The organism is Agrobacterium vitis (assembly GCF_037039395.1).
Lineage (GTDB): Bacteria > Pseudomonadota > Alphaproteobacteria > Rhizobiales > Rhizobiaceae > Allorhizobium > Allorhizobium vitis_E.
Genome location: NZ_CP146242.1, coordinates 2,110,359 through 2,134,817, shown reverse-complemented (window position 1 = coordinate 2,134,817; position 24,459 = coordinate 2,110,359). Strand labels below are relative to the sequence as shown.

24 protein-coding genes are annotated in these 24,459 nt (G+C 59.0%); 13 read left to right on the top strand and 11 right to left on the bottom strand.

Features of this window, described 5'->3' with window-relative positions; all coding sequences use genetic code 11:
* Nucleotides 1-69: 69 nt before the first annotated feature.
* Complete coding sequence (locus V6582_RS12555) at nucleotides 70-2,517, bottom strand: methyl-accepting chemotaxis protein (RefSeq protein ID WP_156632529.1); 2,448 nt, start codon at nucleotides 2,515-2,517, stop codon at nucleotides 70-72.
* 459 nt (nucleotides 2,518-2,976) lie between these two features.
* Here V6582_RS12555 and V6582_RS12550 point away from each other — a divergent pair, with 459 nt between their 5' ends.
* Nucleotides 2,977-3,849, top strand: a complete 873-nt coding sequence (locus V6582_RS12550; protein WP_070153043.1) for a 3-hydroxybutyryl-CoA dehydrogenase — start codon at nucleotides 2,977-2,979, stop codon at nucleotides 3,847-3,849.
* An 11-nt stretch (nucleotides 3,850-3,860) separates the two neighbouring features.
* On the opposite strand, the gene V6582_RS12545 is transcribed toward V6582_RS12550, so the two are convergent.
* Both V6582_RS12545 and tlpA read right to left on the bottom strand, forming a co-directional pair.
* On the bottom strand, nucleotides 3,861-4,481 hold the full coding sequence (locus V6582_RS12545) for a glutathione S-transferase family protein (RefSeq protein ID WP_156632528.1): 621 nt from the start codon (nucleotides 4,479-4,481) through the stop codon (nucleotides 3,861-3,863).
* Between the two features lie 31 nt (nucleotides 4,482-4,512).
* A complete protein-coding gene (gene tlpA, locus V6582_RS12540) occupies nucleotides 4,513-5,175 on the bottom strand; it encodes a thiol:disulfide interchange protein TlpA (RefSeq protein ID WP_156632527.1) in 663 nt (220 codons plus the stop codon).
* A 24-nt stretch (nucleotides 5,176-5,199) separates the two neighbouring features.
* Between tlpA and argH the strand changes: the two genes are divergently transcribed.
* From argH to V6582_RS12520, 4 genes are all read left to right on the top strand, one after another.
* A complete protein-coding gene (gene argH / locus V6582_RS12535; RefSeq protein ID WP_156632526.1) occupies nucleotides 5,200-6,603 on the top strand; it encodes an argininosuccinate lyase in 1,404 nt (467 codons plus the stop codon).
* A 94-nt stretch (nucleotides 6,604-6,697) separates the two neighbouring features.
* On the top strand, nucleotides 6,698-6,889 hold the full coding sequence (gene lptM / locus V6582_RS12530; protein WP_156632525.1) for an LPS translocon maturation chaperone LptM: 192 nt from the start codon (nucleotides 6,698-6,700) through the stop codon (nucleotides 6,887-6,889).
* Nucleotides 6,890-6,899: 10 nt separating this feature from the next.
* Nucleotides 6,900-8,171 (top strand): diaminopimelate decarboxylase, encoded by a 1,272-nt coding sequence (lysA, locus tag V6582_RS12525; protein ID WP_337739301.1) that lies wholly within the window; start codon nucleotides 6,900-6,902, stop codon nucleotides 8,169-8,171.
* Between the two features lie 188 nt (nucleotides 8,172-8,359).
* Nucleotides 8,360-11,068, top strand: coding sequence for a TIGR02302 family protein (locus V6582_RS12520; protein WP_234889728.1), 2,709 nt, complete (start codon nucleotides 8,360-8,362; stop codon nucleotides 11,066-11,068).
* Between the two features lie 115 nt (nucleotides 11,069-11,183).
* Here the strand turns inward: V6582_RS12520 and V6582_RS12515 are convergent, their stop codons facing one another.
* The 3 genes from V6582_RS12515 to V6582_RS12505 all read right to left on the bottom strand — a co-directional run bounded on the left by V6582_RS12515 (nucleotide 11,184) and on the right by V6582_RS12505 (nucleotide 13,182).
* Complete coding sequence (locus V6582_RS12515; RefSeq protein WP_070164364.1) at nucleotides 11,184-11,543, bottom strand: response regulator; 360 nt, start codon at nucleotides 11,541-11,543, stop codon at nucleotides 11,184-11,186.
* A 332-nt stretch (nucleotides 11,544-11,875) separates the two neighbouring features.
* A complete protein-coding gene (gene hpt / locus V6582_RS12510) occupies nucleotides 11,876-12,424 on the bottom strand; it encodes a hypoxanthine phosphoribosyltransferase (protein WP_156632523.1) in 549 nt (182 codons plus the stop codon).
* A 68-nt stretch (nucleotides 12,425-12,492) separates the two neighbouring features.
* Nucleotides 12,493-13,182 carry a hypothetical protein gene (locus V6582_RS12505; protein ID WP_156632522.1) on the bottom strand — a complete coding sequence of 230 codons (690 nt, stop codon included), beginning with the start codon at nucleotides 13,180-13,182 and terminating at the stop codon, nucleotides 12,493-12,495.
* Between the two features lie 281 nt (nucleotides 13,183-13,463).
* On the opposite strand from V6582_RS12505, the gene ftsE reads away from it, so the two are divergent.
* The 4 genes from ftsE to V6582_RS12485 all read left to right on the top strand — a co-directional run bounded on the left by ftsE (nucleotide 13,464) and on the right by V6582_RS12485 (nucleotide 16,963).
* The gene (gene ftsE, locus V6582_RS12500; protein ID WP_070164362.1) at nucleotides 13,464-14,123 is read left to right on the top strand and encodes a cell division ATP-binding protein FtsE; all 660 of its coding nucleotides are present in this window, start codon (nucleotides 13,464-13,466) and stop codon (nucleotides 14,121-14,123) included.
* Nucleotides 14,124-14,241: 118 nt separating this feature from the next.
* Nucleotides 14,242-15,192: a cell division protein FtsX gene (locus tag V6582_RS12495; protein ID WP_420360199.1), complete on the top strand. Its 951-nt coding sequence runs from the start codon at nucleotides 14,242-14,244 to the stop codon at nucleotides 15,190-15,192.
* Between the two features lie 67 nt (nucleotides 15,193-15,259).
* Nucleotides 15,260-15,976 carry a YdcF family protein gene (locus V6582_RS12490; RefSeq protein WP_420360198.1) on the top strand — a complete coding sequence of 239 codons (717 nt, stop codon included), beginning with the start codon at nucleotides 15,260-15,262 and terminating at the stop codon, nucleotides 15,974-15,976.
* Between the two features lie 189 nt (nucleotides 15,977-16,165).
* The gene (locus V6582_RS12485) at nucleotides 16,166-16,963 is read left to right on the top strand and encodes a lysophospholipid acyltransferase family protein (RefSeq protein WP_156632519.1); all 798 of its coding nucleotides are present in this window, start codon (nucleotides 16,166-16,168) and stop codon (nucleotides 16,961-16,963) included.
* Here the strand turns inward: V6582_RS12485 and V6582_RS12480 are convergent.
* Nucleotides 16,958-17,497, bottom strand: coding sequence for a gamma-glutamylcyclotransferase (locus V6582_RS12480; RefSeq protein WP_156632518.1), 540 nt, complete (start codon nucleotides 17,495-17,497; stop codon nucleotides 16,958-16,960). The two genes, V6582_RS12485 and V6582_RS12480, sit on opposite strands and share 6 nt — an antisense overlap.
* Nucleotides 17,498-17,723: 226 nt before the next feature.
* Between V6582_RS12480 and V6582_RS12475 the strand changes: the two genes are divergently transcribed.
* Complete coding sequence (locus tag V6582_RS12475) at nucleotides 17,724-18,683, top strand: DUF2125 domain-containing protein (protein ID WP_060718623.1); 960 nt, start codon at nucleotides 17,724-17,726, stop codon at nucleotides 18,681-18,683.
* Between the two features lie 17 nt (nucleotides 18,684-18,700).
* Here the strand turns inward: V6582_RS12475 and V6582_RS12470 are convergent, their stop codons facing one another.
* From V6582_RS12470 to V6582_RS12460, 3 genes are all read right to left on the bottom strand, one after another.
* On the bottom strand, nucleotides 18,701-19,636 hold the full coding sequence (locus V6582_RS12470) for a prephenate/arogenate dehydrogenase family protein (protein WP_156632517.1): 936 nt from the start codon (nucleotides 19,634-19,636) through the stop codon (nucleotides 18,701-18,703).
* The gene (gene hisC, locus V6582_RS12465) at nucleotides 19,636-20,742 is read right to left on the bottom strand and encodes a histidinol-phosphate transaminase (protein ID WP_156632516.1); all 1,107 of its coding nucleotides are present in this window, start codon (nucleotides 20,740-20,742) and stop codon (nucleotides 19,636-19,638) included. The genes V6582_RS12470 and hisC overlap by 1 nt, the downstream gene beginning before the upstream one ends.
* Nucleotides 20,743-20,827: 85 nt before the next feature.
* Nucleotides 20,828-21,589: a class I SAM-dependent methyltransferase gene (locus V6582_RS12460; RefSeq protein ID WP_156632515.1), complete on the bottom strand. Its 762-nt coding sequence runs from the start codon at nucleotides 21,587-21,589 to the stop codon at nucleotides 20,828-20,830.
* 103 nt (nucleotides 21,590-21,692) lie between these two features.
* Here V6582_RS12460 and gloB point away from each other — a divergent pair, with 103 nt between their 5' ends.
* The 3 genes from gloB (at nucleotide 21,693) to V6582_RS12445 (ending at nucleotide 23,563) form a co-directional block, all read left to right on the top strand.
* Nucleotides 21,693-22,463 carry a hydroxyacylglutathione hydrolase gene (gene gloB, locus V6582_RS12455; RefSeq protein ID WP_156632514.1) on the top strand — a complete coding sequence of 257 codons (771 nt, stop codon included), beginning with the start codon at nucleotides 21,693-21,695 and terminating at the stop codon, nucleotides 22,461-22,463.
* Nucleotides 22,463-22,897 carry a cupin domain-containing protein gene (locus V6582_RS12450; RefSeq protein ID WP_156632513.1) on the top strand — a complete coding sequence of 145 codons (435 nt, stop codon included), beginning with the start codon at nucleotides 22,463-22,465 and terminating at the stop codon, nucleotides 22,895-22,897. Before gloB ends, V6582_RS12450 begins: the two co-directional genes overlap by 1 nt.
* 99 nt (nucleotides 22,898-22,996) lie before the next feature.
* On the top strand, nucleotides 22,997-23,563 hold the full coding sequence (locus V6582_RS12445) for a cytochrome b (protein ID WP_156632512.1): 567 nt from the start codon (nucleotides 22,997-22,999) through the stop codon (nucleotides 23,561-23,563).
* 3 nt (nucleotides 23,564-23,566) lie between these two features.
* Here V6582_RS12445 and yddG read toward each other — a convergent pair whose 3' ends face one another.
* Nucleotides 23,567-24,451 carry an aromatic amino acid exporter YddG gene (yddG, locus tag V6582_RS12440; protein ID WP_156632511.1) on the bottom strand — a complete coding sequence of 295 codons (885 nt, stop codon included), beginning with the start codon at nucleotides 24,449-24,451 and terminating at the stop codon, nucleotides 23,567-23,569.
* Between the last annotated feature and the right edge of the window lie 8 nt (nucleotides 24,452-24,459).

The window sequence follows — 24,459 nt, the reverse complement described above, 5'->3', positions numbered from 1 at the left end:
AAACAAGGAAAAGGCCGCATTTCTGCGGCCTTTTTGCTTTTCAGGGATTATTTGGACAGTGGAGAGTGATCAGAACTCTTCCCAATTGTTGCCACCGCTTGGGGCGGCCGTGCCACCGCCGGTCTTCAACCCAGCCGCCAGCTTGCCCATCAAGGCGCGGGCAGGCGAAGCGGAAGGACGGCTGCTGGCCGGATCGGCTGGCCTGACGGCCTGACGGGCATTGGGGACAGACGGTCGCTGCGAAGCCGCAGGACGATAGGAAGAGGCCGCCGGGTTTGGAACGATCTCACCGTCCATGACCCTGAACTGCGACACCAGGTTGGATAGCGCTTCAGCATCGCTGGTCAGGCGCGACATGTCAGAATTGGTCCGGTCAGCCATCTGCGAATTCTGCTGGGTCGTTTCCTCCATCTGGCGGATGGCCGTGGAAATTTCCCGCACGCTTTCCGATTGTTCGCCGACAGCCGTGGCGATAAACGAGATTTCCTCGTTGATATGCACCACCTGACCGGCAATATCGCCCAGCGCTTCGCCGGTATTGCGCACGAGCCCAACACCGCTTTTCACCGCCTCGCCGGACTTGCTGATCAGTTCCTTGATTTCCTTGGCGGCACCGGCGGAACGCTGCGCCAATTCACGCACTTCCTGGGCCACGACTGCAAAGCCCTTGCCTGCTTCGCCCGCACGGGCCGCTTCCACGCCAGCGTTCAAGGCCAGAAGATTGGTCTGGAAGGCGATCTCATCGATGACATTGATGATCTGCGAAATGGCCTGCGATGCCTCTTCGATCCGCCCCATGGCTTCGATCGCGGACCCGACAATCGCTCCTGAGCGTTCGGTCGAAGTCTTGGCATCCGCCACCATGCGTCTCGCATTTTCAGCCCGCTCGGTAGATGTGCGGATGGCTTCCATGATCTGGTTGATCACAGCGGAAGTCTGCTCGATAGCCGCGGCCTGCTGCTCGGACCGGCGCGACAGGTCATGTGTTGCCGAAACCATTCCGGTCGCGGTTCCGTTGATGGAGCCGGTGCTGCCGGACAGTTGGCGCACGGTCGATGCCAACCGCCGGATCGAATCGTTGAAATCGGTGCGCAGCCGGTCGAGGCCTTCCATGAACGGTGTTTCGATGGTGGTCGTCAAGTCGCCAGCGGCAAGCCGCTGCAGACCGGCACCGAGAATATCGACGGCCTGCTGAAGCCGTGCGGTTTCCTCGTTGCGGGCGGCTTCGCGGGCCAGGCGCTCAGCTTCCGACGTCTGCCGATCCTGTTCGGCGGCGGATTGCAACCGGCCCTTCTCGATGGCCGCATCGCGGAAGATCGCCACGGACCGCACCATATCGCCAATTTCATCGGCCCGGTTCTCACCAACCAGCGTCACGCCGGTATCGCCATCGGCCAGCCGTTTCATGCTGTCGACCAGTTGGTTGATCGGCCCGGTCAGCGAGCGGGAAAACAGGACCGCGCCAGTGATCGCCAGAACCAGCAGACCGGCGGCAATCAACAGGACGATATCACGCAAATGCGCGACATTGGCCAGTGCCTCGTTCTCGCTCATCAGCGCGACGACAGCCCAGTTATGACCGGCAAAGGACAGAGGAATAGCCGCAGCATAGCTCACCATGTTGCGATAGCCATCGATATGACCACTCGCCTTGGCGCCCTTCAAGACATCGGCCAGCATCGGTGCGGCAACCTTGGTGACAAGCGAATCTTTTTCACCTGTTAGCGCGGAATCATTGACCATCATGCTATTGGAATCGAGGAGAATGGTCTCACCCGTATCGCCAAGCCCTGTCCGGTTGGAAAACATCGCGGTCAGCCGTTCCGAGGGAATGGCAACGACCAGCACGCCCATCTTGATATCGCCCATGAACAGCGGCGTCGACAGGAAGGCCACCGACTGACGCGACGGACCATACAGGGTAAAATCGGACAGCGCATAGAATTGCCGGTCGTCGCTCTTGGCGACCTGGGCATAGGCCTGGGCCAAAGGACCGTCTTTCAGCGTGGGATCGGCAACATTTCCGGCATATTCATCGTTTTTCTGCACCGAATAAACGATATTGCCCTTCGGATCGATCAGGAACACATCCGCATAGCCATATTGCTGCAAAGCCATGCGTAGCAGAGGATGAAACTTGGCATGGTTACTGTCATAGGTGTCGATACGGGCCGACTCCAGCTGCAATCGCTGCCCGGCGGGATTGGGGTTCTGAGTGATGTAGCGATCAACGAGGGCGTCGCGCGGCTTTTCGCCCAGATAGCGCCAGTCCGCCTTGAACTTGTAAAGAGCCTCACCCGTCGTGGCGACGCTGGAAAAAGCCCGCAGATTGGTGACCAGATTTTCGAAATAAAGCCTGGCCTCGTTACGTCGACCGTCAGCCGTCGCCTCCAGCTTCTGCATTACTTCTTTTTTGACCAGGGTGGAGCTTTGAATCAACGTGGCCCAGCTGGCTGCTCCGATCGACAAAATCGTGATCAAACAGACAAACAGTGGCAACTTACGCGCAATGCGCATGTGATTTCTCCCCCTGGTGCATCGATCCAAACGAAGGCCTCAGCCGAGTTTGAACAATCGATACATAAAAAAATGTGAGCGTATGACAGCATGAACGAAGTGAATGCGTCAGAGCGCTGTAGGCATCCTTATGACGTTACCTGAAAAAGCCCCGCCACCCTTTTGCCACTTTAATCGTCGCGGCTTAAAATAACCCTAAAGCGCTGGGGATAGCGCTGGCTGCTCAGCCGACAGGAGCGGGACAACCCCGGGGCTGAGGCCAAGTAGCGGCAGGAATAAAGCAACGGGCTGCGATCAGGACTGGAAAACGCCGATACATGGCTTTATCACTGTCGACCAGGACACGCCGGAGGAGCCATAGGCACACTCCGTGTGAGCCACGGCTTGCAAGGCTTAAGGCCCGGCAGCGACATGGGAAGCGGGTGCTGGTAAAGCCCCGAGGCAGGGATGGGAGACGTGATGATCAAGAATGTTGGAATTGTCGGCGCGGGACAGATGGGCTGCGGCATTGCCTATGTATCGGCGCTCTCCGGCTACGATGTCACGCTTTATGACCTGAGCAAGGAACGGATCGAAGCCGGGCTTGCCACCATCAACGGCAACATGGCGCGACAGGTTGCCAATGGCAAAATGGAGGATAGCGAGCGCAAGGCGGCGCTGGCCCGCATTTCCGGCGTCACCGACGTGCAGGACCTGGCACAGGTGGATCTGGTAATCGAGGCGGCCACCGAGGATGAAAGCGTCAAACGCAAGATTTTCGGCCAGATCTGCCCGGTGCTGAAGCCGGAAGCGCTTCTCGCCACCAATACGTCCTCACTGTCCATCACCCGGCTTGCGGCATCCACGGACCGCCCGGAACGCTTCATGGGCATCCATTTCATGAACCCGGTGCCGGTGATGAAGCTGGTGGAACTGGTGCGCGGCATTGCCACCGGTGAAAAAACCTTCGAAACTGCCAAGGATTTTGTGCGGTCGCTGGATAAAACCATTACCGTCGCCGAGGATTTTCCCGCCTTTATCGTCAACCGCATCCTGCTACCGATGATCAACGAGGCGATCTACACGCTCTATGAAGGTGTGGGCTCGGTCGAGGCCATCGATACGGCGATGAAGCTCGGCGCCAATCATCCGATGGGCCCCTTGCAGCTCGCCGATTTCATCGGTCTCGACACCTGCCTGTCGATCATGCAGGTGCTGCATGACGGGCTGGCCGACAGCAAATATCGCCCCTGCCCGCTGCTGGTCAAATATGTTGAAGCGGGATGGCTCGGTCGCAAATCCGGTCGCGGCTTCTATGATTACCGCGGCGAAATCCCGGTTCCGACTCGGTAATCCAAGGGCATTCAGCTCAGCGGCTTCATCACCGTTTTCTGATAGGCGGGGCGGCTTTTCAGCCGCTCATACCATGCGGCCAGATGTGGATGCTCAGGCCGGGCAATCGGCATTTCAAACCATGCATAGATGAAGCATCCGAGCGGAACATCGCCGACACCGAACGTCTCGCCGGACAGATAATCCTGTTTGGCCAGCACCGTATCGACGATGGAAAGGTGCCCGGCCACAACCTTGGCCGCCGCTTCGATTTTCGCCGTATCGCGGTCTGCTGCCGGTGTTCTGATCATGCCCCAGAACACATCGCGAAAGGGTGTGGCAATGGTGGATGTCACCCAGTCCATCCACTTTTCCGCCTGCGCGCGGGCGACCGGATCAATCGGATTGAACGCAGCATCGCCATACCGAGCCGCGAGATACCGGAGAATAGTGTTGGATTCCCACAGCACCACATCGCCGTCTTCCAGCACAGGCACCAGCCCATTGGGGTTCATGGCACGAAACGCGGGATCGTTGACGACTCCGAACGCGCCGCCAGCGTCTATCCGCTGATAAACGAGGTCCAGCTCTTCAACGACCCATAGGATCTTCTTGACGTTGGTCGAATTTGCCCGACCCCAGATTTTCAACATGTCATCCCCCTTTCCATCTTTACCAGCATTTTCAAAGAGACATGATTTTATCGATCAGGGTTTTGGCATCCTCACCGTCCCATACGGCAGGACCGTTCATGGAGCCGAGCAGGCAACCCTTGCCATCGAGAACCAGCGTCACCGGCAGGCCGAAAGCCAGGCCCTGTTTTTTTAGCGCATTGAACACGCCCATGGAACTGTCGCGGTAAAAGCCGAGATGATCGATGCCGTTGTCACTGAGAAAGGCTTTCGGCTTTTCGTCGCTGCCGCTGTCGATATTGATCGCCACGACTTCGAATGTATCGCCGCCCTTGGCCTGTTGCAGGCGATTGAGGGCGGGCATTTCCTCCCGGCAGGGAAGGCACCAGGTCGCCCAGAGATTGACCAGCAGGGGCTTGCCCTTGAAATCCTGGAGGCTCTTGTCGGCGCCACTGGCATCCTTGAAGGTGAGACCGGTAATCGGGCGCGGCGGATTGGCCGCCACCACGGCGGCAACCTGGCCCTTGATCAACGGGTCAAGCGTCTTGATCGCCTGTGCCGCCGTCTCACACCCTTGGGCGGCAGCGATTTCAGAGCCATTGCCAGACCCCGTCTCCTTCACGTATACCGCAACCGCGCCGGCCAACACACCGGCAATCGCCGCAAACGCAATCAGCTTGGCGGAAGGAAGTCCCAGCGGTCTTTTTTTCGTCATCGACGTCTCCAGGATCTATTGAGCATGGCCGAGGACACCAAAGACACGACATCCTCCAACCAGATGTGGGGCGGCCGTTTTGCCTCCGGCCCTGCGGCCATCATGGAGGAGATAAACGCCTCGATCGGTTTCGACAAGAAGCTCTATGCCCAGGATATCCGCGGCTCGATTGCCCATGCCACCATGCTGGCCCATCAAGGCATTATTTCCGGCGAAGACAAAGACAAGATCGTCACCGGGCTGAACACGATTTTGTCAGAGATCGAAGCGGGAAAATTCACCTTCTCCCGCAAGCTTGAAGACATTCACATGAATATCGAGGCGCGGCTGGCCGACCTGATCGGTCCCGCCGCCGGTCGCCTGCACACCGCCCGCTCACGCAACGACCAGGTGGCGCTGGACTTCCGCCTCTGGGTCAAGGAAGAGCTGCAAAAAGCCGAAAGCCTGCTGACCGACCTGATCGCCGCCTTTCTCGACCGCGCCGAAGAACATGCCGACACGGTCATGCCCGGCTTTACCCATTTGCAGACAGCGCAGCCGGTCACCTTCGGCCATCACTGCATGGCCTATGTGGAAATGTTCGGCCGGGATCGCCAACGCGTGCGCCACGCTATCGAACACCTGGATGAAAGCCCGATCGGTGCTGCCGCTCTTGCCGGCACCGGCTATGCCATCGACCGCCACATGACCGCCAAGGCGCTCGGTTTCCGGGAACCGACCCGCAATTCCATCGACACCGTGTCAGACCGCGATTTTGCGCTGGAATTCCTGTCGATTGCCGCCATTTCGGCGGTGCATCTGTCGCGGCTTGCGGAAGAAATCGTCATCTGGTCGACCCCGCAATTCGGCTTTATCCGGCTGTCGGATGCCTTTTCGACCGGCTCCTCGATCATGCCGCAGAAGAAGAACCCGGATGCCGCTGAACTGGTGCGCGCCAAGACGGGCCGGATCAATGGTTCGCTGATCGCGCTTTTGACCATTATGAAGGGCCTGCCGCTCGCCTATTCCAAGGACATGCAGGAAGACAAGGAACAGGTCTTCGACGCTGCCGAAAGCCTGGAACTGGCGCTGGCCGCCATGACCGGGATGATCCGCGACCTGACCGTGCGCGCCGACCGGATGAAAGCCGCAGCAGGCTCCGGTTTTTCCACCGCCACCGATCTGGCCGACTGGCTGGTGCGCGAGGCAGGACTTCCCTTCCGCGATGCCCATCATGTCACGGGCCGGGTTGTCGCCCTGGCGGAGGAAAAAGGCTGCGATCTCTCCGATCTGCCGCTTGAGGACTTGCAAGCCATTCATGCCGCCATCACTGCCGACATCTATTCGGTATTGACGGTGGAAGCGTCGGTAGCCAGCCGCAAAAGCTATGGCGGCACGGCACCGGACGAGGTGCGCAAGCAGATCAAATGGTGGCGTAGCCGCAACTGATCGTCAAACCCGATCGATCCATCACAAAAATCGGGATGCACACGTCACGTTTTTTGGCTAGACATTGGCTCACCACTACGTTGGACAGGATATTATGGCTGTTTCCTATCGAAGACTGATGATTTCCGCCGCCCTGCTCGGTGCCGCCAGCATTCTGGTCACCGGCTGTGGCCGCAAGGGCGATCTGGACAAGCCGAGCACGCCGGTTGCCCAGCAGAACAAGGCGGACGCACCGACCCAGACCAAGGTGCCGGAGAAGAAATTCTTCCTCGATCCGCTTCTGTGACAGGCGCACCGTGAACCATTTCCAGTATCGCGATGGCATTCTTCATGCCGAGGATGTGTCCGTTCCAGAGATCGCCAAGGCGGTCGGCACACCCTTCTATTGCTACTCCACCGCAACGCTGGAGCGCCATTACCGGGTGTTTTCCGAGGCCTTCAACGGCGTCGATTCCATGGTCTGCTACGCGGTCAAGGCCAATTCCAATCAGGCGGTGTTGAAAACACTTGGGCAATTGGGCGCTGGTGTCGATGTGGTCTCCGAAGGCGAATTGCGCCGGGCGCTGGCCGCCGGCATTCCTCCCAGCCGCATCCTGTTTTCCGGCGTTGGCAAGACCCCGTCGGAAATGGATCTCGGGCTGGAGGTCGGGATTTACTGTTTCAATGTCGAATCTGAGCCTGAACTGGACATTCTCAATCAAAGGGCGCTGAAAGCCGGCAAGACGGCGCATGTCTCCTTCCGCATCAACCCGGATGTCGACGCCGGTACCCATGCGAAGATTTCCACCGGTCGGAAAGAAAACAAATTCGGCATTTCCTATGAGCGCGCCCGCGCCGTCTATGCCCGCGCCGCCAGTCTCGAAGGTATCAAGGTCACCGGTATCGACATGCATATCGGCAGCCAGATCACCGATCTCCAGCCGTTCGCCGAGGCCTTCAAGCTGCTGCGCGACCTGGTGACCACGCTGCGGGCTGAAGGCCATACCATCGACCACGTCGATGTCGGCGGTGGACTTGGTATTCCCTACAAGGACGACAACAATCCGCCGCCTGACCCAGCGGCCTATGCGGCGATCGTCAAGCAGCAATTGGCCTCGCTGGACTGCCGGATCGTGGCCGAGCCGGGCCGGCTGATCGTCGGCAATGCCGGTATTCTGGTGACCGAAGTGATCTATGTGAAGGACGGTGGCAACAAGACCTTCGTCATCGTCGATGCCGCCATGAACGATCTGATCCGCCCGACGCTCTATGACGCCCATCACGAGCTTCGCCCGGTGCTGCTGTCAGCGGCCAGCGCCCCGCGCATCCGCGCCGATGTGGTCGGGCCGGTCTGTGAAACCGGCGATTATCTGGCGCTGGACCGCGAAATGAGCATGCCAAGGCCCGGCGACCTGATCGCCATCGGCTCGGCTGGGGCTTATGGCGCGGTGCAATCGAGCACTTACAATACCAGACGGCTTGTCCCCGAAGTGCTGGTCAAGGGCGACCAATTCCACGTGATCCGGCCAAGGCCGAGCTATGAGGATATGATCCGGTTGGACAGCCTGCCCGATTGGCTGGCATCCTGAGCAGGGTGTTTTTGCGGGACGCGGCGTTCACAATTTACTGGTAGGACTGAAAAAACCATCCCTGCGCCGGGCCTGCCCCTCGTCTTCGCCACAAACAATGCTATCCTAACATGTCAACGCTGTCGTGAACCGTATTGGTTGCGATACCCACTATAAGCGTTGAGATGACAGGAAACCGGAGACTGCCCATGACCGCTTCCGGCACGAAAAAGAGCCAAGGGGCTTTGAACAGCGATCAAAAGCTGGCCCGCAGGCTGGCCGTGAACCGCTGGACGGCAAGGCTCGTGCTGTTTTGTGAGCGGTTGCTGCCTCTGCTGCTGCTTCCAGCCTCGATTGCTGCTGTTTTCCTGTCGCTGGCCTGGCTCGGCTTTTTTCGCGAAGTGCCCGGTTATCTGCGCTGGCCTCTGGTTTTTCTGTTGGTCTTCGGCTTTCTTGCCTCGCTTCTGCCGCTGGCCCGGCTGCGCTGGCCGAAAATTGGCGAAGCGGACCGGCTGCTGGAAGAGCGCAATCATCTGCCGCATCAACCCATCGGCGTGCAGGGTGAGGAACCGGCCTTCGACACGCCTTTTGCCCGCGCCCTCTGGCATGAGCACCAACGGCGTATGGCAACCCGGATCGCCACGCTCGATGCCGGGCGCCCAAAGCCTGATATCGCCCGCTTCGACCGCTTCGGCCTGCGCGCCTTGCCAGCGCTGCTTTTAGCGGTGGCCTTTGCCTATTCCGGCTCGAATGGCGCTGGCCGTCTCACCGATGCCTTTGTGCTGCAAGACAGCGATGACAACGCCCCGACCCTGCGCATCGATGCCTGGATTACCCCGCCGGGCTATACGGGCCGCCCCCCTGTTTTCCTCACAGGACGCAATGGAGATGGAACGCAGGATATCGCCGTTCCCGCCCAGTCTGTGGTCACAGTTCGGTTGACCGGCAGTACCGGAGACGAACAGGCAGACTTCAAACCGGCATCCGGGGCAGCCGCAGTCGCTTTCCAGCCGGTCAAGGCCGACCAGGAAAATACGCCCGGCCCCTTGCCCACCGTCTCGTCAGCCACGCCAACGCCCGCCCAGACGGACACCAGCGCCCGCACGCTGACCCTGACCTTGGGCGAAAGCGGCACGCTGGATCTTGGCACCCGGCAATGGCCGCTGAAGGTCATTCCAGACCATGCACCGACCATCGCCTTTGACGGCATTCCGAAACGTGCCGTCAACGGGGCACTGGAAATCGGCTTTACCGCCCGCGACGATTACGGCCTGCTGGAAGCCCGCGCCGAGATCGTCCCTGTCGATACCGATCCGCAAGCCAACCCGCTCTATCCCCTGCCCGAGTTCAAGCTGGACCTGCCGAGCCGCAATGCCCGCGATATCAAAAGCATGTCGAGCCGCAACCTGACCGAACACCCGCTGGCGGGAAAGAAGGTGCGGATCACGCTGATTGCCAAGGACGGATTGGGCCAGGAGGGACGCAGCCCTGCCCATGAGATGATCCTGCCCGGCCGCAATTTCTCCGAACCGCTGGCCGCCGCCGTAGCCGAACAGCGTCAGATCTTTGCGCTGGACACGCGGCAGATGGCGCGCGCTGTGGCGCTCAACGAAGCGCTGACGCTGCGTGCCGATGAAACCATTCCGCAGCTTTCCCATTACCTGCTGATTTCCTCGGCCCATGCCCGCATGCAGATGGCCAGCACCACCGAAGCTTTGAAGGATACGGCGGATTATCTCTGGGAAATCGCGCTTGGCATCGACGATGGCGATGTGTCACTGACTGAGCGCAAGCTGAGCGAGGCGCAGCAGAAGCTTTCGGAGGCGCTGGAGCGCAATGCGCCCGATGCCGAGATCAAGAAGCTGATGGACGAGGTCCGTCAGGCGATGCAGGACTATATGAAGGCTCTTGCAGAGCGCCAGCAGCCGCAGAACGGCCAGCAGAACCAACAGAGCGCTCAGAAAATGCTGACCCAGCGCGATCTGGAAAACATGATGAACCAGATCGAAAACCTGGCCCGCTCTGGCAACAAGGATGCCGCCCGTCAGATGTTGCAGGAGATGCAACGGATGATGAACAATCTCCAGGCCGGACGCCCGCAGCGCTCCAATCCGCAGCAACAACAGCAGACCAGCGAAGCGCGCAAGCAGATCGACAAGCTCGGACAGATCATGCAGGACCAGCAGAAGCTGATGGATCAGACCTTCAAACTGGACCAGGAATTACAGAGCCGGTCGCAGATGGGCGATGACCTTCAGCCGGAAGATGGTGACGGCATGACCCAGGATAATCCTCAGGCTAGCCCGACGCCCGATGGCGAGCAAAACCAGGATCAGGGCCAAAACCCCGACCAGAACCAGAATAAAGACAGCGCCGGTAAAAATCCTTCTGCCCCCGACCAGATGACGGCAGAGCAATTGCGTGAAGCGCTTAAACAATTGCGCCAGCAGCAGGATGCGCTCGGCAAGCAGTTGAAGGGCGTACAAGACGGACTTGGCAAGCTCGGCATCAAGCCTGGAGAAAATTTTGGCCAGGCAGGTCGGGAAATGCAGGGCGCGGGTGAAGCACTCGGAAAAAGCCAGGGTGACCGGGCCGTGCAAGGCCAGGGTCGGGCGCTGGAAGCCTTGCGCCAAGGCGCGCGCGATATGATGAACCAGATGATGCAGGCCATGCAGCGCGGCCAGGGGCAAGGTCAGGACCAGGGGCAAGGCATGGCGGAAGGCAATCAGGGCGGTCGCGACCCGCTGGGGCGACCACGGTCAACCACCGGGCCGGATTTTGGCGAACGGGTGAAAGTCCCCGACGAAATCGACGTGCAGCGCGCCCGCGAAATCCTCGATGCGATCCGCAACAAGCTGGGCAACAATGCAAGCCCGGAGGTAGAGCGGCGTTATCTGGAACGCTTGCTGGACATGTGATGGTAACATCAATTGGAGTTTGGATGGATGAGGGGCTGACAGACCTGCCTTTCATCCATCGGCTTCCAGCATCTGTCGATCCGCAAGACGCTGAAATCTCTCCGGGGAAAAACAGTCAGGCGGCCAACGCCTGGGCGACCGCCTTGCGAATATCGGGAAGCGCAAACGGCTTTGGTACGACATCGATGATTTTTTCGAGCAGGTCGTCGGCGCGTTCACGCTGTTCGGCATAGCCGGTCATCAGCAGGATTTTCAGGCCCGGAAAATCCGAATGGGCGCGATGCGCCAGTTCGATACCATCCATGACCGGCATGCGGATATCCGACAGCAACAGATCGAAATTGCTGGTAGCCAGCATTTCGAGACCCTCGGCGCCATCAGCCGCCTCATGGGTTTCATGTCCGTCGAGCCGCAACGCCCGGGCAACGAAGGACCGCAGGGCATCTTCGTCTTCGGTAATCAGTATCTTGGCCATATCCGCATTCCCATCTTGAAGCCTGCCACATCACCATTCGACCGAACCCGATCGACGGCTGTCATCATGCGGCATGTTGTACCAGTGCTTGAGGATGCTCACGCATCCACGCCGTTACAGCGCCGTCCCCGAATCATAGAGGATGTGTAGCGCTGTCATACCCAAGCAAATCACCAGTTTTTCCTTTGCGAGAGGTAAACAACCGGCAGCCAAGACGAGAGGATGGTTAATAGTTTCCACCTGATGACCGAGACACCGCCCCGTTTCAGGGCGCTGACCGCAACGGAGAAGCCTTATCGTAAGTAGCTGTATAAAATGTATTTTTTCGAAGATTACGACGCTGCATCGCCGGTAACAACACCGACAAAAGGCAATTCGCGGAAAGCGTGGGCGACATCCATGCCATAACCGACGACAAAATAATCCGGGCATTCGAAACCGACATAATCGGCCTCAAACACTTCCTGGCGCTTGACCTTCTTGTCGAGCAGCACGGCAATGGTGACATTGGCAGCACCGCGTTCATACATCAGCGTGCGGGCAAACAGCAGGGTTCGTCCCGATTCCAGGATGTCGTCGATCAGCAGAACATTACGGCCACGGACATCGCTGTCGATATCCTTGAGGACCTTGACACCCTGCGACACCGTGCCGGTGCCGTAGCTGGACAAGGTGATAAATTCCACCTCCGGCGCAATGCCGACATGATGCAGCGCCCGGATCAGGTCGGCCGCGAAAATGAACGAGCCTTTCAAGATCGAAATCACCAGAAGATCCTCGGAGGGACCGTCGACAATTGTCTTGGCGATTTCGATATTGCGGGCGGCGATCTGTTCGGCCGTAAACAATGGCTCGATATTTTTTCCGCGAACGACAGGCATGGATTCTCCAGGATTTCGCTGCCCATCTTCAGGCGACAGGGTTTTCTTTCATCCTGCCGATAGCACAATCAGGATTGCGAAGCATCCTTGGACAGAAAGGAAAGCTTCAGTTCCGGGGTTTTTCCCCCGGGATGGCGCAGCCGGGCAGCAATGCCACGGCTATGGCCGATACCGATTTCCGGCGCCGGCGGGGTGATAATCGTCGAGGCGACCAGACGTCCATCCGCATAGAGATCCGCCCTGATATCCGGCAGGGCCTGCGTCGTCGCCGCATGATTCTCAACAATCGCATTGACCAACAGGACCGGCATGCCTCCAGCAGTTTGCGGCGTCAGGCTGACATGGGTTATGTCGAGTGGATTTCTGGCGGGGACCGCCTCCGTGCCACCGATCAGGCAAAAACCACCAGCGCTGAAGAACATCAGCACGGCAAGGGCCGCAATCAACGAGGTGAAAGACCGCTCCGATAGCTGCCCCAGGCGATTTTCCAAGCGGACGAGATGCCCGACACCATGATTGACGATAGACTGTAGCAAGCCCTGCGCCTCCGGCACCTGTGGCCGGTATGGGGTCTTCATTTCCGCCTGAATTCGGCTGCGGAGCGCGCCGACGGGATCGCCGACCGTGACGAATTTCGCATCGCTCACATCCTCCGCCAGCCGGAAGCCGGGTCGTGGCATGGGGCGATAGGGCCGCTCTGGCGGCAAGAGATCGATATCGGGTTCGACATATTTAGGCCGAAAACGGAATGCGTTCATGGAACCCTCGCCACAGCAGGTCCAGACATTGGATGAAAAAACCAATTCCGGCTTGCCTTTAACAGAGATGAAGCGCCCTTGATCGAAAGCCTCGCACCAGCCAGATGCGATAGAATACGAAGGGGCATTGAAACCAATCCATCCAAGTCGTAAATTCGAATGGTTAATGATTTGTAAAAAATCACCGGATTGGCGTCGTAACATCGCGGCGTTTACCAAATGGTAACCGGAACCGTTAAGAACTGAGCAGTCGTCAACAGGCTCAAGCCCGGGTTTATCCATTGATCCATTTCGAAAATGTCGGCCTGCGATATGGGATGGGGCCTGAAATCCTCCGCGACCTGACCTTTGATATCCCAAAGCGCTCCTTCCAGTTCCTGACCGGTCCGTCGGGCGCTGGCAAGACCACGCTTTTGCGCCTGCTGTTCATGTCACTGAAACCGACACGTGGCCTGATTCGCAGTTTCGGTCGTGATATTACCCAGATTCCGCGCAATGAATTGCCTTTGCTGCGCCGCCGGGTCGGCATCGTCTTCCAGGATTTCCAATTGCTCGACCATCTGACGACCTATGAAAATGTCGCCTTGCCGCTGCGGGTGCGCGGCAAGGACGAGGCGAGCTATAAGCAGGATGTGCTGGAACTGTTGAAATGGGTGGGGCTGGGCGAGCGTATCAACGTGTTGCCGCCGATCCTGTCGGGTGGGGAAAAGCAGCGCGTCGCGATTGCCAGAGCCCTGATCGACCGGCCAGAAGTGCTGCTGGCCGACGAGCCGACCGGCAATGTCGATCCTCCGATGGCGCGCCGCCTGCTCAGCCTGTTTCTCGAGCTGAACCGGCTGGGCACCGCCGTGGTGATCGCCACCCACGATCTGGCCCTGATGGACCAGGTCGACGCCCGGCGGATGATTCTGACTGAAGGGCGGCTCGATATTTATGAATGATCAAAAGTCCGCGCCGCAGCCGCCGAAAAAAATACCCATGACCCCGCCGTCGGCCAAGAGCCCGCCGCTGGCCAAGACCCCGACACAGGAAAGGGCCAAGACGCAAAAGCGAGTGGAAATGCAGGTGCGCGCCACCGGCCCCATCCTGCCGCCCTCCAATATCCAGGGCAATGCGCTGATGGTGGTGATTGCCATCATGGCCTTCCTCGCCTGCCTGACGCTCGGCGCGGTGTCGATCGTCCGGGGAACGGCGTCCAGCTGGCAAAGCCAGATCTCCCGCGAGGTGACGATCCAGATCAAGCCGGATGACAATGTCAACATGGATGACGCCTTGACGAAAGCCAAGGACCTGGCGCTGACCTTCGTCGGGACCAAGACCGGACAGATCGTCGATGAGGCCGCAACGGCCCGCCTGCTGGAACCCTGGCTTGGCACCGGACTGGATATCAACGACCTTCCGGTGCCCCGGCTGGTCATTGTCACCATTGACGAGAATAATCCGCCTGACTTCGCCGCCATGCGTGATCTTCTGACCTCGCAGATCCCCCAGGCCTCGCTTGATGATCACCGCACCTGGGTGGACCGGCTGGTATCGATGGCCCGGACCACGGTGCTGATTGGCTTTGGCCTGCTGATCCTGGTGTTTACCGCCATGGTGCTGACGGTGATTTTCGCAACGCGCGGCGCCTTGTCCGGCAATCGGCATATTATCGAGGTCCTGCATTTCGTCGGTGCAGAGAGCCTGTTCGTGGCGCGGGAATTTCAGAAGCATTTTCTGAAGATCAGCCTGAAGGGCTCTGCGGCTGGCGGGCTTGCCGCAGCTGGCCTGTTCGCGCTGGCCAGCATCTGGCAGGACAATACGCTCGCCACACCGCAAGCCGATCAGGCCACCGCCATGTTTGGCCGGTTCGAAATCGGCTTTACCGGCTATCTCGGTATTTTCGCCACGATGATCGTTATTGCTCTGCTGACAACGGTCACGGCCAGGTTGACTGTCATGCGCGCCATCTATGAAATCGACCAGATCAGGTCGGACCCCAGCCGCAGCGGCGGGTTGCCGCCCGAATGATCTTTTTATACGTCCTCGATGTGAGGATGCACCAGCATCCTCGATGCAGTTCCATTACGCACGAGCAATGACAATGCGCCAAGCAGACCCTGACCAGGATCAAGGCAGCCGGACCGCCAAACTATTCCATCGGCAGGCACCGCTGCGCCGCCTGCTACGCTATGGCGGCTATGCCATTCTTCTGTTGATGGCCTGTCTTGTCGCCGGTTTCCTGCATTTTGCCGATGATGTCACGGCGATGATGCCGCCTGCCGAGCCCAAGGCTGACGCCATCGTCGTGCTGACGGGGGGCTATCAGCGCATCGACCAGGCTGTCGACCTGTTGCGCAAGGGATCGGGGCGGCGGCTGTTGATTTCCGGTGTCCATCCATCCACATCGCCCGCGACCATCCGCCGGATGACGCAAAGCTCACCCGATCTGTTCGCCTGCTGCGTGGATATGGGCTACCGCGCCATCGACACCATCGGCAATGCCAATGAAACCGCCCAGTGGATCCACGACAAGGGCTTTTCATCGGTTCTGGTCGTCACCAGCAATTACCACATGCGCCGCAGCCTGATGGAACTGCGCCGTACAGATCATGAAACCCAGTTCATTCCCTATCCGGTCGTCACCGCCGATTTGCGCACCAGAGCCTGGTATGCCGATCCCAATGCGCTGCGCACGCTGCTGTCGGAATATGCCAAGATCCTCATTGCCTATACCCGTGATCTCGGCGGCTGGGACAATTGGCAGGGACTGCGCACCCCCGGCAGTGCCTCCCAGCAATCCTCCCAAAGCTAAAGCAAACCTCAATGCACCATATCTGGCGCATTGAGGTTTGCTTTAGCACTTTATATCGACTGCATAATTTCCTTCTTAAACCGCAACAGGTTTAAGGAATTATGCAGCGGCCAAACCTGCGATGCCGAACCATCTTCCTCTTATTGGAAAATTCGTATAGGCAGGGCCATCTGTCGGCGGAATATCTTCATGCTTGCTTTGCGGTCCCATGTTTTCAACGTGCTGTTCTATGCCTGCCTGATCCTCTGGATGGTCTTGGCCGCGCCGATCTATTTCATCTTGCCGCGCAAAATCGCATATTCCGTCCCCAAGACATGGGCGCGTTTCAGTCATTGGCTGATGAAAACCGTGGTCGGCACGACATTCGAGATTGAGGGTCTGGAGAATATCCCGCACACCGGCTACATCCTCGCGCCCAAGCACCAATCCTTCTGGGATACTTATGCGCTTCTGCCCTGGCTGGATGATCCGGTCTTTATTCTCAAGCGGGAATTGATGTGGATTCCGTTCTTCGGCTGGTATGCCGCCAAGCAGAAAATGATTCCCGTCAATCGCGGTGGACGCGGCAAGGAAATGGTCAAAGTCATGCAACGCGCCGCCTTGGAAGTGCGCAGCGGTCGCCAATTGGTCATCTATCCCGAGGGTACGAGACGCCCGCCCGGCGCCGATCCCGAATACAAATTCGGCATTGCCAGGCTTTACCGCGATCTCAACGTGCCGGTCGTGCCGGTTGCCATGCATGCCGGGCTGTTCTGGCCACGGCGCAGCGTGATGCGCTATCCCGGCCACTACAAGATCCGCATCCTGCCCCCGATCCAGCCGGGACTGAAGCCCGATGCATTTTTTGAAAAACTGACCAGTGAGCTGGAGACGGCCAGCGACGCGCTGCTGCGTGAGGCTGCCCAGACCAATCCGGATCTCCCCCTGCCGCCGACCGCCAAACACCGCCTGGAAACCTTGAAGGCTGGGGCCAAGAACCCGTCATAAAGCCGGTTTGTTCAGCCCCTTGACCACCTGCTCCAGCCAATGATCGCGGATGCCTATGCTGCGCAGGTGTTGCACGGTATTCTCGACATAGGCCCGGTTATCACCCGACTGGCCACTGGCCTGCGCGGTAACCTGTACCGCCTCCTCAACAGTAATCGCTCCCGCATATTGGCGGTGGTTTCGGTCCACCACATAGCCAACGCCAAGCACCCGGCGCCCATCAGACAATTGCAACCGCAACGTTTTTTCCTGATAGACCATCGTCACCAGTTCCCGCGCTCGCAAATAGTCGAGCGTTTGCGTCCATGACGCCGGACTGACACGAAACGCCACACCTTGGCAGGAGCCGCCGCGATCCAGCCCCAGAACCAGCCCGGGGGTCTGCTCGGTGCCGCGATGCACGAAAGATCGAATGCAAAGCGAGCGGCGAAACCCATGGGCCCTGGCAGCCAACCGTTCTTCATGGACAAAGCCGGGATTCCACATCAAAGACCCGTAGCCAAACACCCAAAATTCGTCCATATCGCTGGTCATAATGCTAGCTCCTGCTGTCTCATGCCCGAATTTTGATAGGTTTGGGTTGAAATTATCCAGCAGAAATGAATTTTTACAGCAGTCTTTGCACTGATAAACAGTGCTGGGCTCTGGTGCCTCAAAAGTCGTCTCGGTGACCGCTGGGCAAAATGGAAGACAATTGGAGAAGCGCATGGCCATGTCCAGCCGGACGAAGAGACCCAGAAAGAGATCGCGAGTTCTCTTGGTGGGCATTGTGCTTGTCCTGCTCGGTATCGTCTACACCGCAGGCTGGTTCGCCGCTGCCAATTACGCCACGACAAAACTCGAACATGCCTTTGACGGCGATAATCCGCTGGCCTCTGCCCTCGATTGCCCCGGAATGCGGATGAGTGGCTTTCCGCTGCATATCGGATTGAACTGCACCAAGGTATCGGTCAACGATAGCCGCAACGGCATTTCCGGTTCGTCAGGCGCTTTCCGGTCATCGGCGGAAATTTTCCGGCCCGGCAAGATCAAATGGGAAATCGACGGGCCAGCCATTCTGCAAACTTCCACCGGGCTTGCTGGTGCTTTTCAGTGGGATAGCTTTCGCTCCACCCTGTCGCTGGGTATGAACGGCGTCGATTCGTCATCAAGCGTGATCCAGAAATTGCAGGCCAATCTGACCGATGCCCTATCCGGCCGGGTTCTGAGGATTGATGCCACTGAGAGCCGGACACGGCTGCAACGCGATGGTGAGGACCTCGTGGGAACAGCGCTCTTGACCGACATGGATTTTGGCCAGGACGACCGCAACCCCGACCTGCCACCCATGGCAGCACAGTTGGATGTGAAATTGCTCGGTCAGGCCGGTGCCCTCGATATCGAACATCCAGAACCCATACAATTGCGGGGTCTAAGCGGCGACATCCGCAATCTGCAGATCGATATGGGCCAGGGCCGCACGATCACCGCCAGCGGACCGATTTCCATCGATAATGCAGGCCTTGCCAACGGTACGCTCAAGCTGGAAATCGGCAAGGTCGATGCCTGGCGCGACCTGGTGATTGCCGCCTACCCCGAAACCAAGGACATCGCCCGGATGGCCGCCAAGGGGCTGAAAGCGGTGTTCCTTGGCCAGAATCAGGGCCAGGTGACACTTCAGATCACCAATGGCGTCGTGGTGCTGGGCTTCATCCCGCTTGGCAATATCCCACCGATCTGAACCGGCGGCGAAACGGCCTATCCGTTCGTCTTGCCATCCAGCCCGTGACGACCGAAATCCGGCACGTCCACATCCTGGCCCGCATCGATGATCGAGCGGCGTATGGTGCGGGTGCGGGTGAACAGTTCGAACAGTTTATCGCCCTCCCCCCAACGGATCGCCCGTTGCAGATAGGCGAGGTCTTCTGAAAACCGCGCCAGCATTTCTAGAATGGCGTCCTTGTTGTGCAGGCAGACGTCGCGCCACATGGTGGGATCGGACGCCGCCAGACGGGTAAAATCGCGAAAACCGGAGGCCGAATATTTGATGACTTCCGATTCCGTCACCGCTTCGAGATCGTCCGCCGTGCCAACGATATTATAGGCGATGATATGGGGAAGATGCGAAACGATCGCCAGCACCTTGTCGTGGTGCTGGGGGTCCATTTCATCGACACGCGAGCCCAGCGCTTCCCAAAAGCTCTTGAGCCGGGCAATCGCCTGCTGATCCGTATTTTCCAGCGGTGTGAAAATGCACCAGCGTCCATTGAACAGACCGACAAAACCGGCATCGGGGCCGGATTTCTCCGTACCGGCCAGCGGATGACCCGGAATGAAGTGCACATGATCAGGCATATGCGGCGCCATTTGCGCAATGACAGAGGCTTTGGTGGACCCCACATCCGTGACGATGGCGCCCGGCGCAAGATGCGGCGCTATCTGGATGGCCACCGTTTCGGAGGCCCCGACCGGCACCGAAACGATCACCAGATCGGCCCCTGCAACCGCCTCGGCAGCCGAAGTCGTGTAGCGATCCCCAAGCTTCAATTCCTCGGCCCGCCGCAAGGTATCCACCGAGCGGGTTGAAACGACGATCTCACGCGCCAGGCCAAGCGCACGCACATCACGGGCAATGGAAGAGCCGATCAGGCCGATGCCGATCAGTGCGATCCGGTCAAACTGAATGCTGGCCATCACGGCTTGCCCATAAATTCGGTCAGGGCATCCATCACGCCGAGATTGGCCTCGGGCGTGCCGATCGACATGCGCAGGGCATTGGCAAACCCATAGCCCTTGACTGCCCGCAGGATGTAGCCACGGCTGGTCAGGAATTCATCGGCCTCGGACGCCCGCTTGCCATCAACATCGGGAAAATGAATAAGCAGGAAATTGGTGACCGACGGCGTGACCTTCAAGCCGAGCGCCTCGAAGGCGCCCGTCAGCCGATCCAGCCATTCCAGATTGAAATCAACGGCCTTATCGGCAAAATCGCGGTCGAGAATGGCAGCGGCGCCCGCAGAAATCGCCGGGGCATTCATGTTGAACGGTCCGCGCACCCGGTTCAAGGCATCGAGAATGGCAGCCGGACCATACATCCAGCCGATCCTGAGCGCCGCCAGCCCGTGGATTTTCGAGAAGGTGCGGGTCATCACCACATTGCGGTTTTCCGAGACGATTTCCAGCCCGGCTTCGTAATCGTTGCGGCGAACATATTCGGCATAGGCAGCATCCAGCACCAGCAGCACATGTTTCGGCAGACCGGCGACCAGACGGCGAATATCGGCACCCGGCACATAGGTCCCTGTCGGATTGCCGGGATTGGCGATGAACACCATCCGGGTCTTGTCCGTCACCGCCGCCAGAATGGCATCGACATCGACGCGGCAATCCTGCTCCTTAACCGTGACCGGCGTGGCACCCGCCGCCATGATCTGGATGCGATAGACCAGGAAACCATGCTCGGTAATAACAGCCTCGTCGCCCGTGCCCAGATAGACATGGCAGAGCAGGCCGAGCAGCTCGTCCGACCCATTGCCGCAGAGGATATTGGCCGGGTTGAGCCCATGCGCGCCAGCAATCGCCTCGCGCAGCTTCACGGCCTGACCATCGGGATAAAGCTCCAGATTGGCCACACCCGCCTTGAAAGCCTCAATGGCTTTCGGGCTTGGACCCAGGGGCGTTTCGTTCGATGAAAGCTTGAACACTTTTGCAACGCCAGGGGCGTGCTCCTTGCCGGGAACATAGGCGGCAATATCGAGGATTCCCGGGCGTGGAACGGGCTGGTTCATGGTGCTGCTCATCGACGTGATTTCCTGATTCTCTCCTTGAACCCGATCCCGTTCAAACAGGCCGGTTCAAACAATTTACGCAAGTAACCCGGAACCTTTATTTTGTCGAGGGCGGCAAGAGGGTCTGACGTGTGGTTGGCACGCCCTGCGGGCTCAAAACCGGGGCGAACACCCGGCGCGACGCGCGCACGGCAACCGGCAGACCCTGATAGAGCCGCTTTTGCGCCTCGACAACGATAACGCCAGCAAAAGCCGGGGACAGCATGCGACCGAAGCGCTCGAAGGCGCTATGCATTTTCAACATGGTTCTGAGCTTCGATGGAGGGAAAAACAATGCCTCCGTGCTGGCTCCCGGCGTAAAATTGGTCTCGCGTAGCAACGCCGTCAATTGTCCCCGAGAATAGGGGCGACCGGAGCCGAAAGGCGTATGCTCCATCCGCGCCCAGACCCCACGGCGATTGGGCACCACCATGACCAACCGTCCGCCCGGCGCCAGAACCCGCCAGATTTCCTTGAGCGTCTCGCGCGGATTCTCGGCAAATTCCAGGGAATGGACCATCAAAACCCGGTCGATGGAACTGTCTGGCAGCGGCAATTCCTCATCGAACACCAATGAGGTGGCCGAAAGCTCGCCCGGCGGCCAGTTCACCGCCCCCTGCCCCGCTGGCATGAAGGCGAATGTGCGCTCGGTATCGGCCCGAAACCGATCCAGGTACGGCACCGAATAGCCCAGCCCCACCAACCGCTCCTCCGGCAGCCGCGCCCAGAGCGACGACAGCGCCATGGTAATGGATTGCTCGGCAGCATGGCCAAGCATGGTGTGATAGAACTGACGGAGATCGACTATATCCACATGCATGGCACAATTGTTAGCAGCAGGCTGTTGGACATCAAGGCCCCAGGCACTAGATTCTCCTCAAATCGCCCTGCAATCGCCACTGCCAAGCTAAAGGGTCACCCCGATGAAAAGCCCGGATATCGAAATCTTCCCGTGCCGCACCGACAATTACGGCGTGCTGGTCCATTGCCCTGAAACCGGCCTGACCGCGTCCATCGACGCACCGGAGGAAGGCCCTATCGTGGCCGCTGCCGAAAAACGGGGCTGGCAGATCAGCCATATCTTCACCACCCATCACCACAATGACCATGTCGAAGCCAATCTGGCGCTGAAGCAACGATATGGCTGTGAGATCATCGGCCCCGTCAACGAGGCTGTCGCCATTCCCGGTCTGGACCGCTCCGCCTATGATGGGGAAGAGTTTTTATTCGGACCGCACCGGGTCCAGGTGATTGAAACGCCGGGCCACACGGCAGGCCATGTCTGCTATCATTTTCCAGACGCCAAACTGCTGTTTGCCGCCGATACGCTGTTTGCGCTCGGCTGCGGACGGCTGTTCGAACGCCCTGCTGCCGACATGTGGCATTCCCTGCAAAAGCTGGCTGTGCTGCCGGATGAAACCGCTATTTATTTCGGCCACGAATACACGCTCGCCAATGCCCGCTTCGCCCTGACCATCGACCCGGACAATGAGCGGCTGCAAGCCCGTGCCCGCGACATCGAGGCGATGCGCGCGCAAGGGCAGTTCACCATTCCCACCACTATGTATCTGGAAAAGGAAACCAATCCGTTCCTGCGGGTGGCCGATCCAAAAATCCGCCGCAACCTGGTGATGGAAAGCAAGAGCAATGAAGAGGTGTTCGCCGAAATCCGCAAGCGCAAGGACAATTTCTGATGGCCGATGCCGATGAGATCATTGCAGCGCTAGCCATGCAGCCCCACCCTGAAGGTGGCTGGTACAGCGAAACCTTCCGCGACGGCAAAGGCGGAGCGCGTGGCCATTCCACGGCCATCTACTATCTGCTGAAGGCAGGCCAGCGGTCGCATTGGCATCGGGTGAAGGATGCCGCCGAGATCTGGCACTATTATGCGGGCGCGCCGCTGGCGCTTTACCGGTCGAATGACGGGCAATCCGTGGAAACCCTGGTTCTTGGTAGAGACCTTGTGCGCGGCGAGCGCCCCCAGGCCATCATTCCAGCGCTCAGTTGGCAGGCGGTGGAAAGCCTAGGAGAATACACTCTGGTTGGCTGCACGGTCGCACCGGGCTTTACCTTCGACGCTTTCGAAATGGCCCCGCCGGGTTGGGAACCGGGTCAGCCTCTCCGATAACCCGGTTGCTATACTATTTCATCTCCGGTTTGCTTTCAGGCCTCCGTCAGCATGAACCGTTCTGTTGCGCTGAAAAATCCGACTTTTTGGAGTGGCAACATGACGATGAATATACCTCTTGGCTCGACCGCGCCGCGCGGCACGCGCTACAATAGCGGCATGATCTGGCTGCATTGGGCAACAGCGCTTTTGGTGCTCATCCTGTTCTTCTCGGCTGAAATCTGGGACTTTACGGAAAAAGGCGGTGCGCTGCGCAATGGTCTTAAGGCGCTGCATTACGCTTCTGGCATCACACTTTCCGCCGTGTTTGTGCTGCGACTTGTCTGGCGGATCGCCAGTCTCAAAACCCTTCCGGAAGAAGAAAAAGGCGCTTTGGGCCTGATGGCGAAGGCCGTGCATTATCTGCTCTATCTTGGCATTGCCGCACAGATTTCCCTCGGCTTTCTATGGCGCTGGTCGCAGGGAAAACCGGTGGACTTCTTCGGGCTGTTTTCTATTCCCGATCCCCTCGGTATATCGCCCGACTATCGCCATCTGCTCGGCGACATGCATTCTCTGCTTGCCTGGGTCATCATCGGAGCGGCCACGCTGCATGCCGCTGCGGCTATTTTCCATCATACCGTGCTGAAGGACGGGGTGTTGATGAAGATGATGCCCGGCAGGTAGCTGTCAAGCCGCGTCTTCGAGGGCTGTCTTGCGGCGGAACATGCCGCTTGCCGCCAGGGCCGCGCCACCTGTGATCAACACACAGGCGCCAAGAATGCGCAGGCTGGCCTCACCAAAACCGAAAACCAGCAACACCAGCGTCGACAGCAGCGGTGCGGCATAGGACGCGGCCCCCAGGATCTGGATATCGCCGTTCTTGACGCCGTAATCCCAGGCATAGAAGGCTGCACCGACCGGCAACAGCCCAAGGCCAGCCACAGCAAGCCACTGGCTGGCACTGTCCGGCCAAACGGACGTTTCGAGCCAGAGGTGGCAGAGCAGCGACAGCAGTGACGTGGCAAGGCAGAAGCCGGTCACCACATCGGTGGAGACTGCATCGAACCGGCGCGTGACCAGCGAGTAGCTGGACCACGTCAAGGCGCAGAGCAGGGCCGCCCCATAGCCCATAGCATAGGCTGGATCGAAGGACAGGCCGTTTTTGCCGATGATCAGCACGGTGCCGCATAGCCCGGCAATCGCGCCCGCCATATGATACCAGCGCAGCCTTTCCCCCGGCAGCAAAGCCGATCCAAACACGATCAACAGCGGCCAGAGATAGGCAATCAGCCCGGCTTCCACGGCAGGGGCATTTCTCAGTGCCGTGAAATAGAGGAAATGATAGCCGAACAGGCCAGCGATCCCGACCAACCAGACCTTGGCCGGTTGTTTCAGCAATGTCAGCCGCTCCGGCCGGATAATGAAGGTGGCAATACCGGGAAGACTGCCGATGGCAAAGCAGATGGCCGAGAGCTGGAAGGGCGGCATGGTGCCGGACGCTGCCGTAAACAGCGCCAGAAAAGACCACATCAGGATGGCCGAAAACCCGATCAGCGTTGCCCGAACCTTCATCCGCCCCT

Bases quoted from the DNA above. Each gene is read 5' to 3' on its own strand.
- V6582_RS12550 (WP_070153043.1), top strand. From the start codon at position 2,977: ATGATCAAGAATGTTGGAATTGTCGGCGCGGGACAGATGGGCTGCGGC.
- gloB (WP_156632514.1), top strand. From the start codon at position 21,693: ATGAAAAGCCCGGATATCGAAATCTTCCCGTGCCGCACCGACAATTAC.
- V6582_RS12460 (WP_156632515.1), bottom strand. From the start codon at position 21,589: ATGCATGTGGATATAGTCGATCTCCGTCAGTTCTATCACACCATGCTT.
- V6582_RS12495 (WP_420360199.1), top strand. From the start codon at position 14,242: ATGCAGGTGCGCGCCACCGGCCCCATCCTGCCGCCCTCCAATATCCAG.
- V6582_RS12545 (WP_156632528.1), bottom strand. From the start codon at position 4,481: ATGTTGAAAATCTGGGGTCGGGCAAATTCGACCAACGTCAAGAAGATC.
- V6582_RS12490 (WP_420360198.1), top strand. From the start codon at position 15,260: ATGACAATGCGCCAAGCAGACCCTGACCAGGATCAAGGCAGCCGGACC.
- V6582_RS12445 (WP_156632512.1), top strand. From the start codon at position 22,997: ATGACGATGAATATACCTCTTGGCTCGACCGCGCCGCGCGGCACGCGC.
- V6582_RS12555 (WP_156632529.1), bottom strand. From the start codon at position 2,517: ATGCGCATTGCGCGTAAGTTGCCACTGTTTGTCTGTTTGATCACGATT.
- V6582_RS12470 (WP_156632517.1), bottom strand. From the start codon at position 19,636: ATGGCCAGCATTCAGTTTGACCGGATCGCACTGATCGGCATCGGCCTG.
- V6582_RS12515 (WP_070164364.1), bottom strand. From the start codon at position 11,543: ATGGCCAAGATACTGATTACCGAAGACGAAGATGCCCTGCGGTCCTTC.
- V6582_RS12485 (WP_156632519.1), top strand. From the start codon at position 16,166: ATGCTTGCTTTGCGGTCCCATGTTTTCAACGTGCTGTTCTATGCCTGC.
- lptM (WP_156632525.1), top strand. From the start codon at position 6,698: ATGGCTGTTTCCTATCGAAGACTGATGATTTCCGCCGCCCTGCTCGGT.
- V6582_RS12450 (WP_156632513.1), top strand. From the start codon at position 22,463: ATGGCCGATGCCGATGAGATCATTGCAGCGCTAGCCATGCAGCCCCAC.
- tlpA (WP_156632527.1), bottom strand. From the start codon at position 5,175: ATGACGAAAAAAAGACCGCTGGGACTTCCTTCCGCCAAGCTGATTGCG.
- V6582_RS12520 (WP_234889728.1), top strand. From the start codon at position 8,360: ATGACCGCTTCCGGCACGAAAAAGAGCCAAGGGGCTTTGAACAGCGAT.
- argH (WP_156632526.1), top strand. From the start codon at position 5,200: ATGGCCGAGGACACCAAAGACACGACATCCTCCAACCAGATGTGGGGC.
- V6582_RS12480 (WP_156632518.1), bottom strand. From the start codon at position 17,497: ATGACCAGCGATATGGACGAATTTTGGGTGTTTGGCTACGGGTCTTTG.
- yddG (WP_156632511.1), bottom strand. From the start codon at position 24,451: ATGAAGGTTCGGGCAACGCTGATCGGGTTTTCGGCCATCCTGATGTGG.
- V6582_RS12505 (WP_156632522.1), bottom strand. From the start codon at position 13,182: ATGAACGCATTCCGTTTTCGGCCTAAATATGTCGAACCCGATATCGAT.
- hisC (WP_156632516.1), bottom strand. From the start codon at position 20,742: ATGAGCAGCACCATGAACCAGCCCGTTCCACGCCCGGGAATCCTCGAT.
- hpt (WP_156632523.1), bottom strand. From the start codon at position 12,424: ATGCCTGTCGTTCGCGGAAAAAATATCGAGCCATTGTTTACGGCCGAA.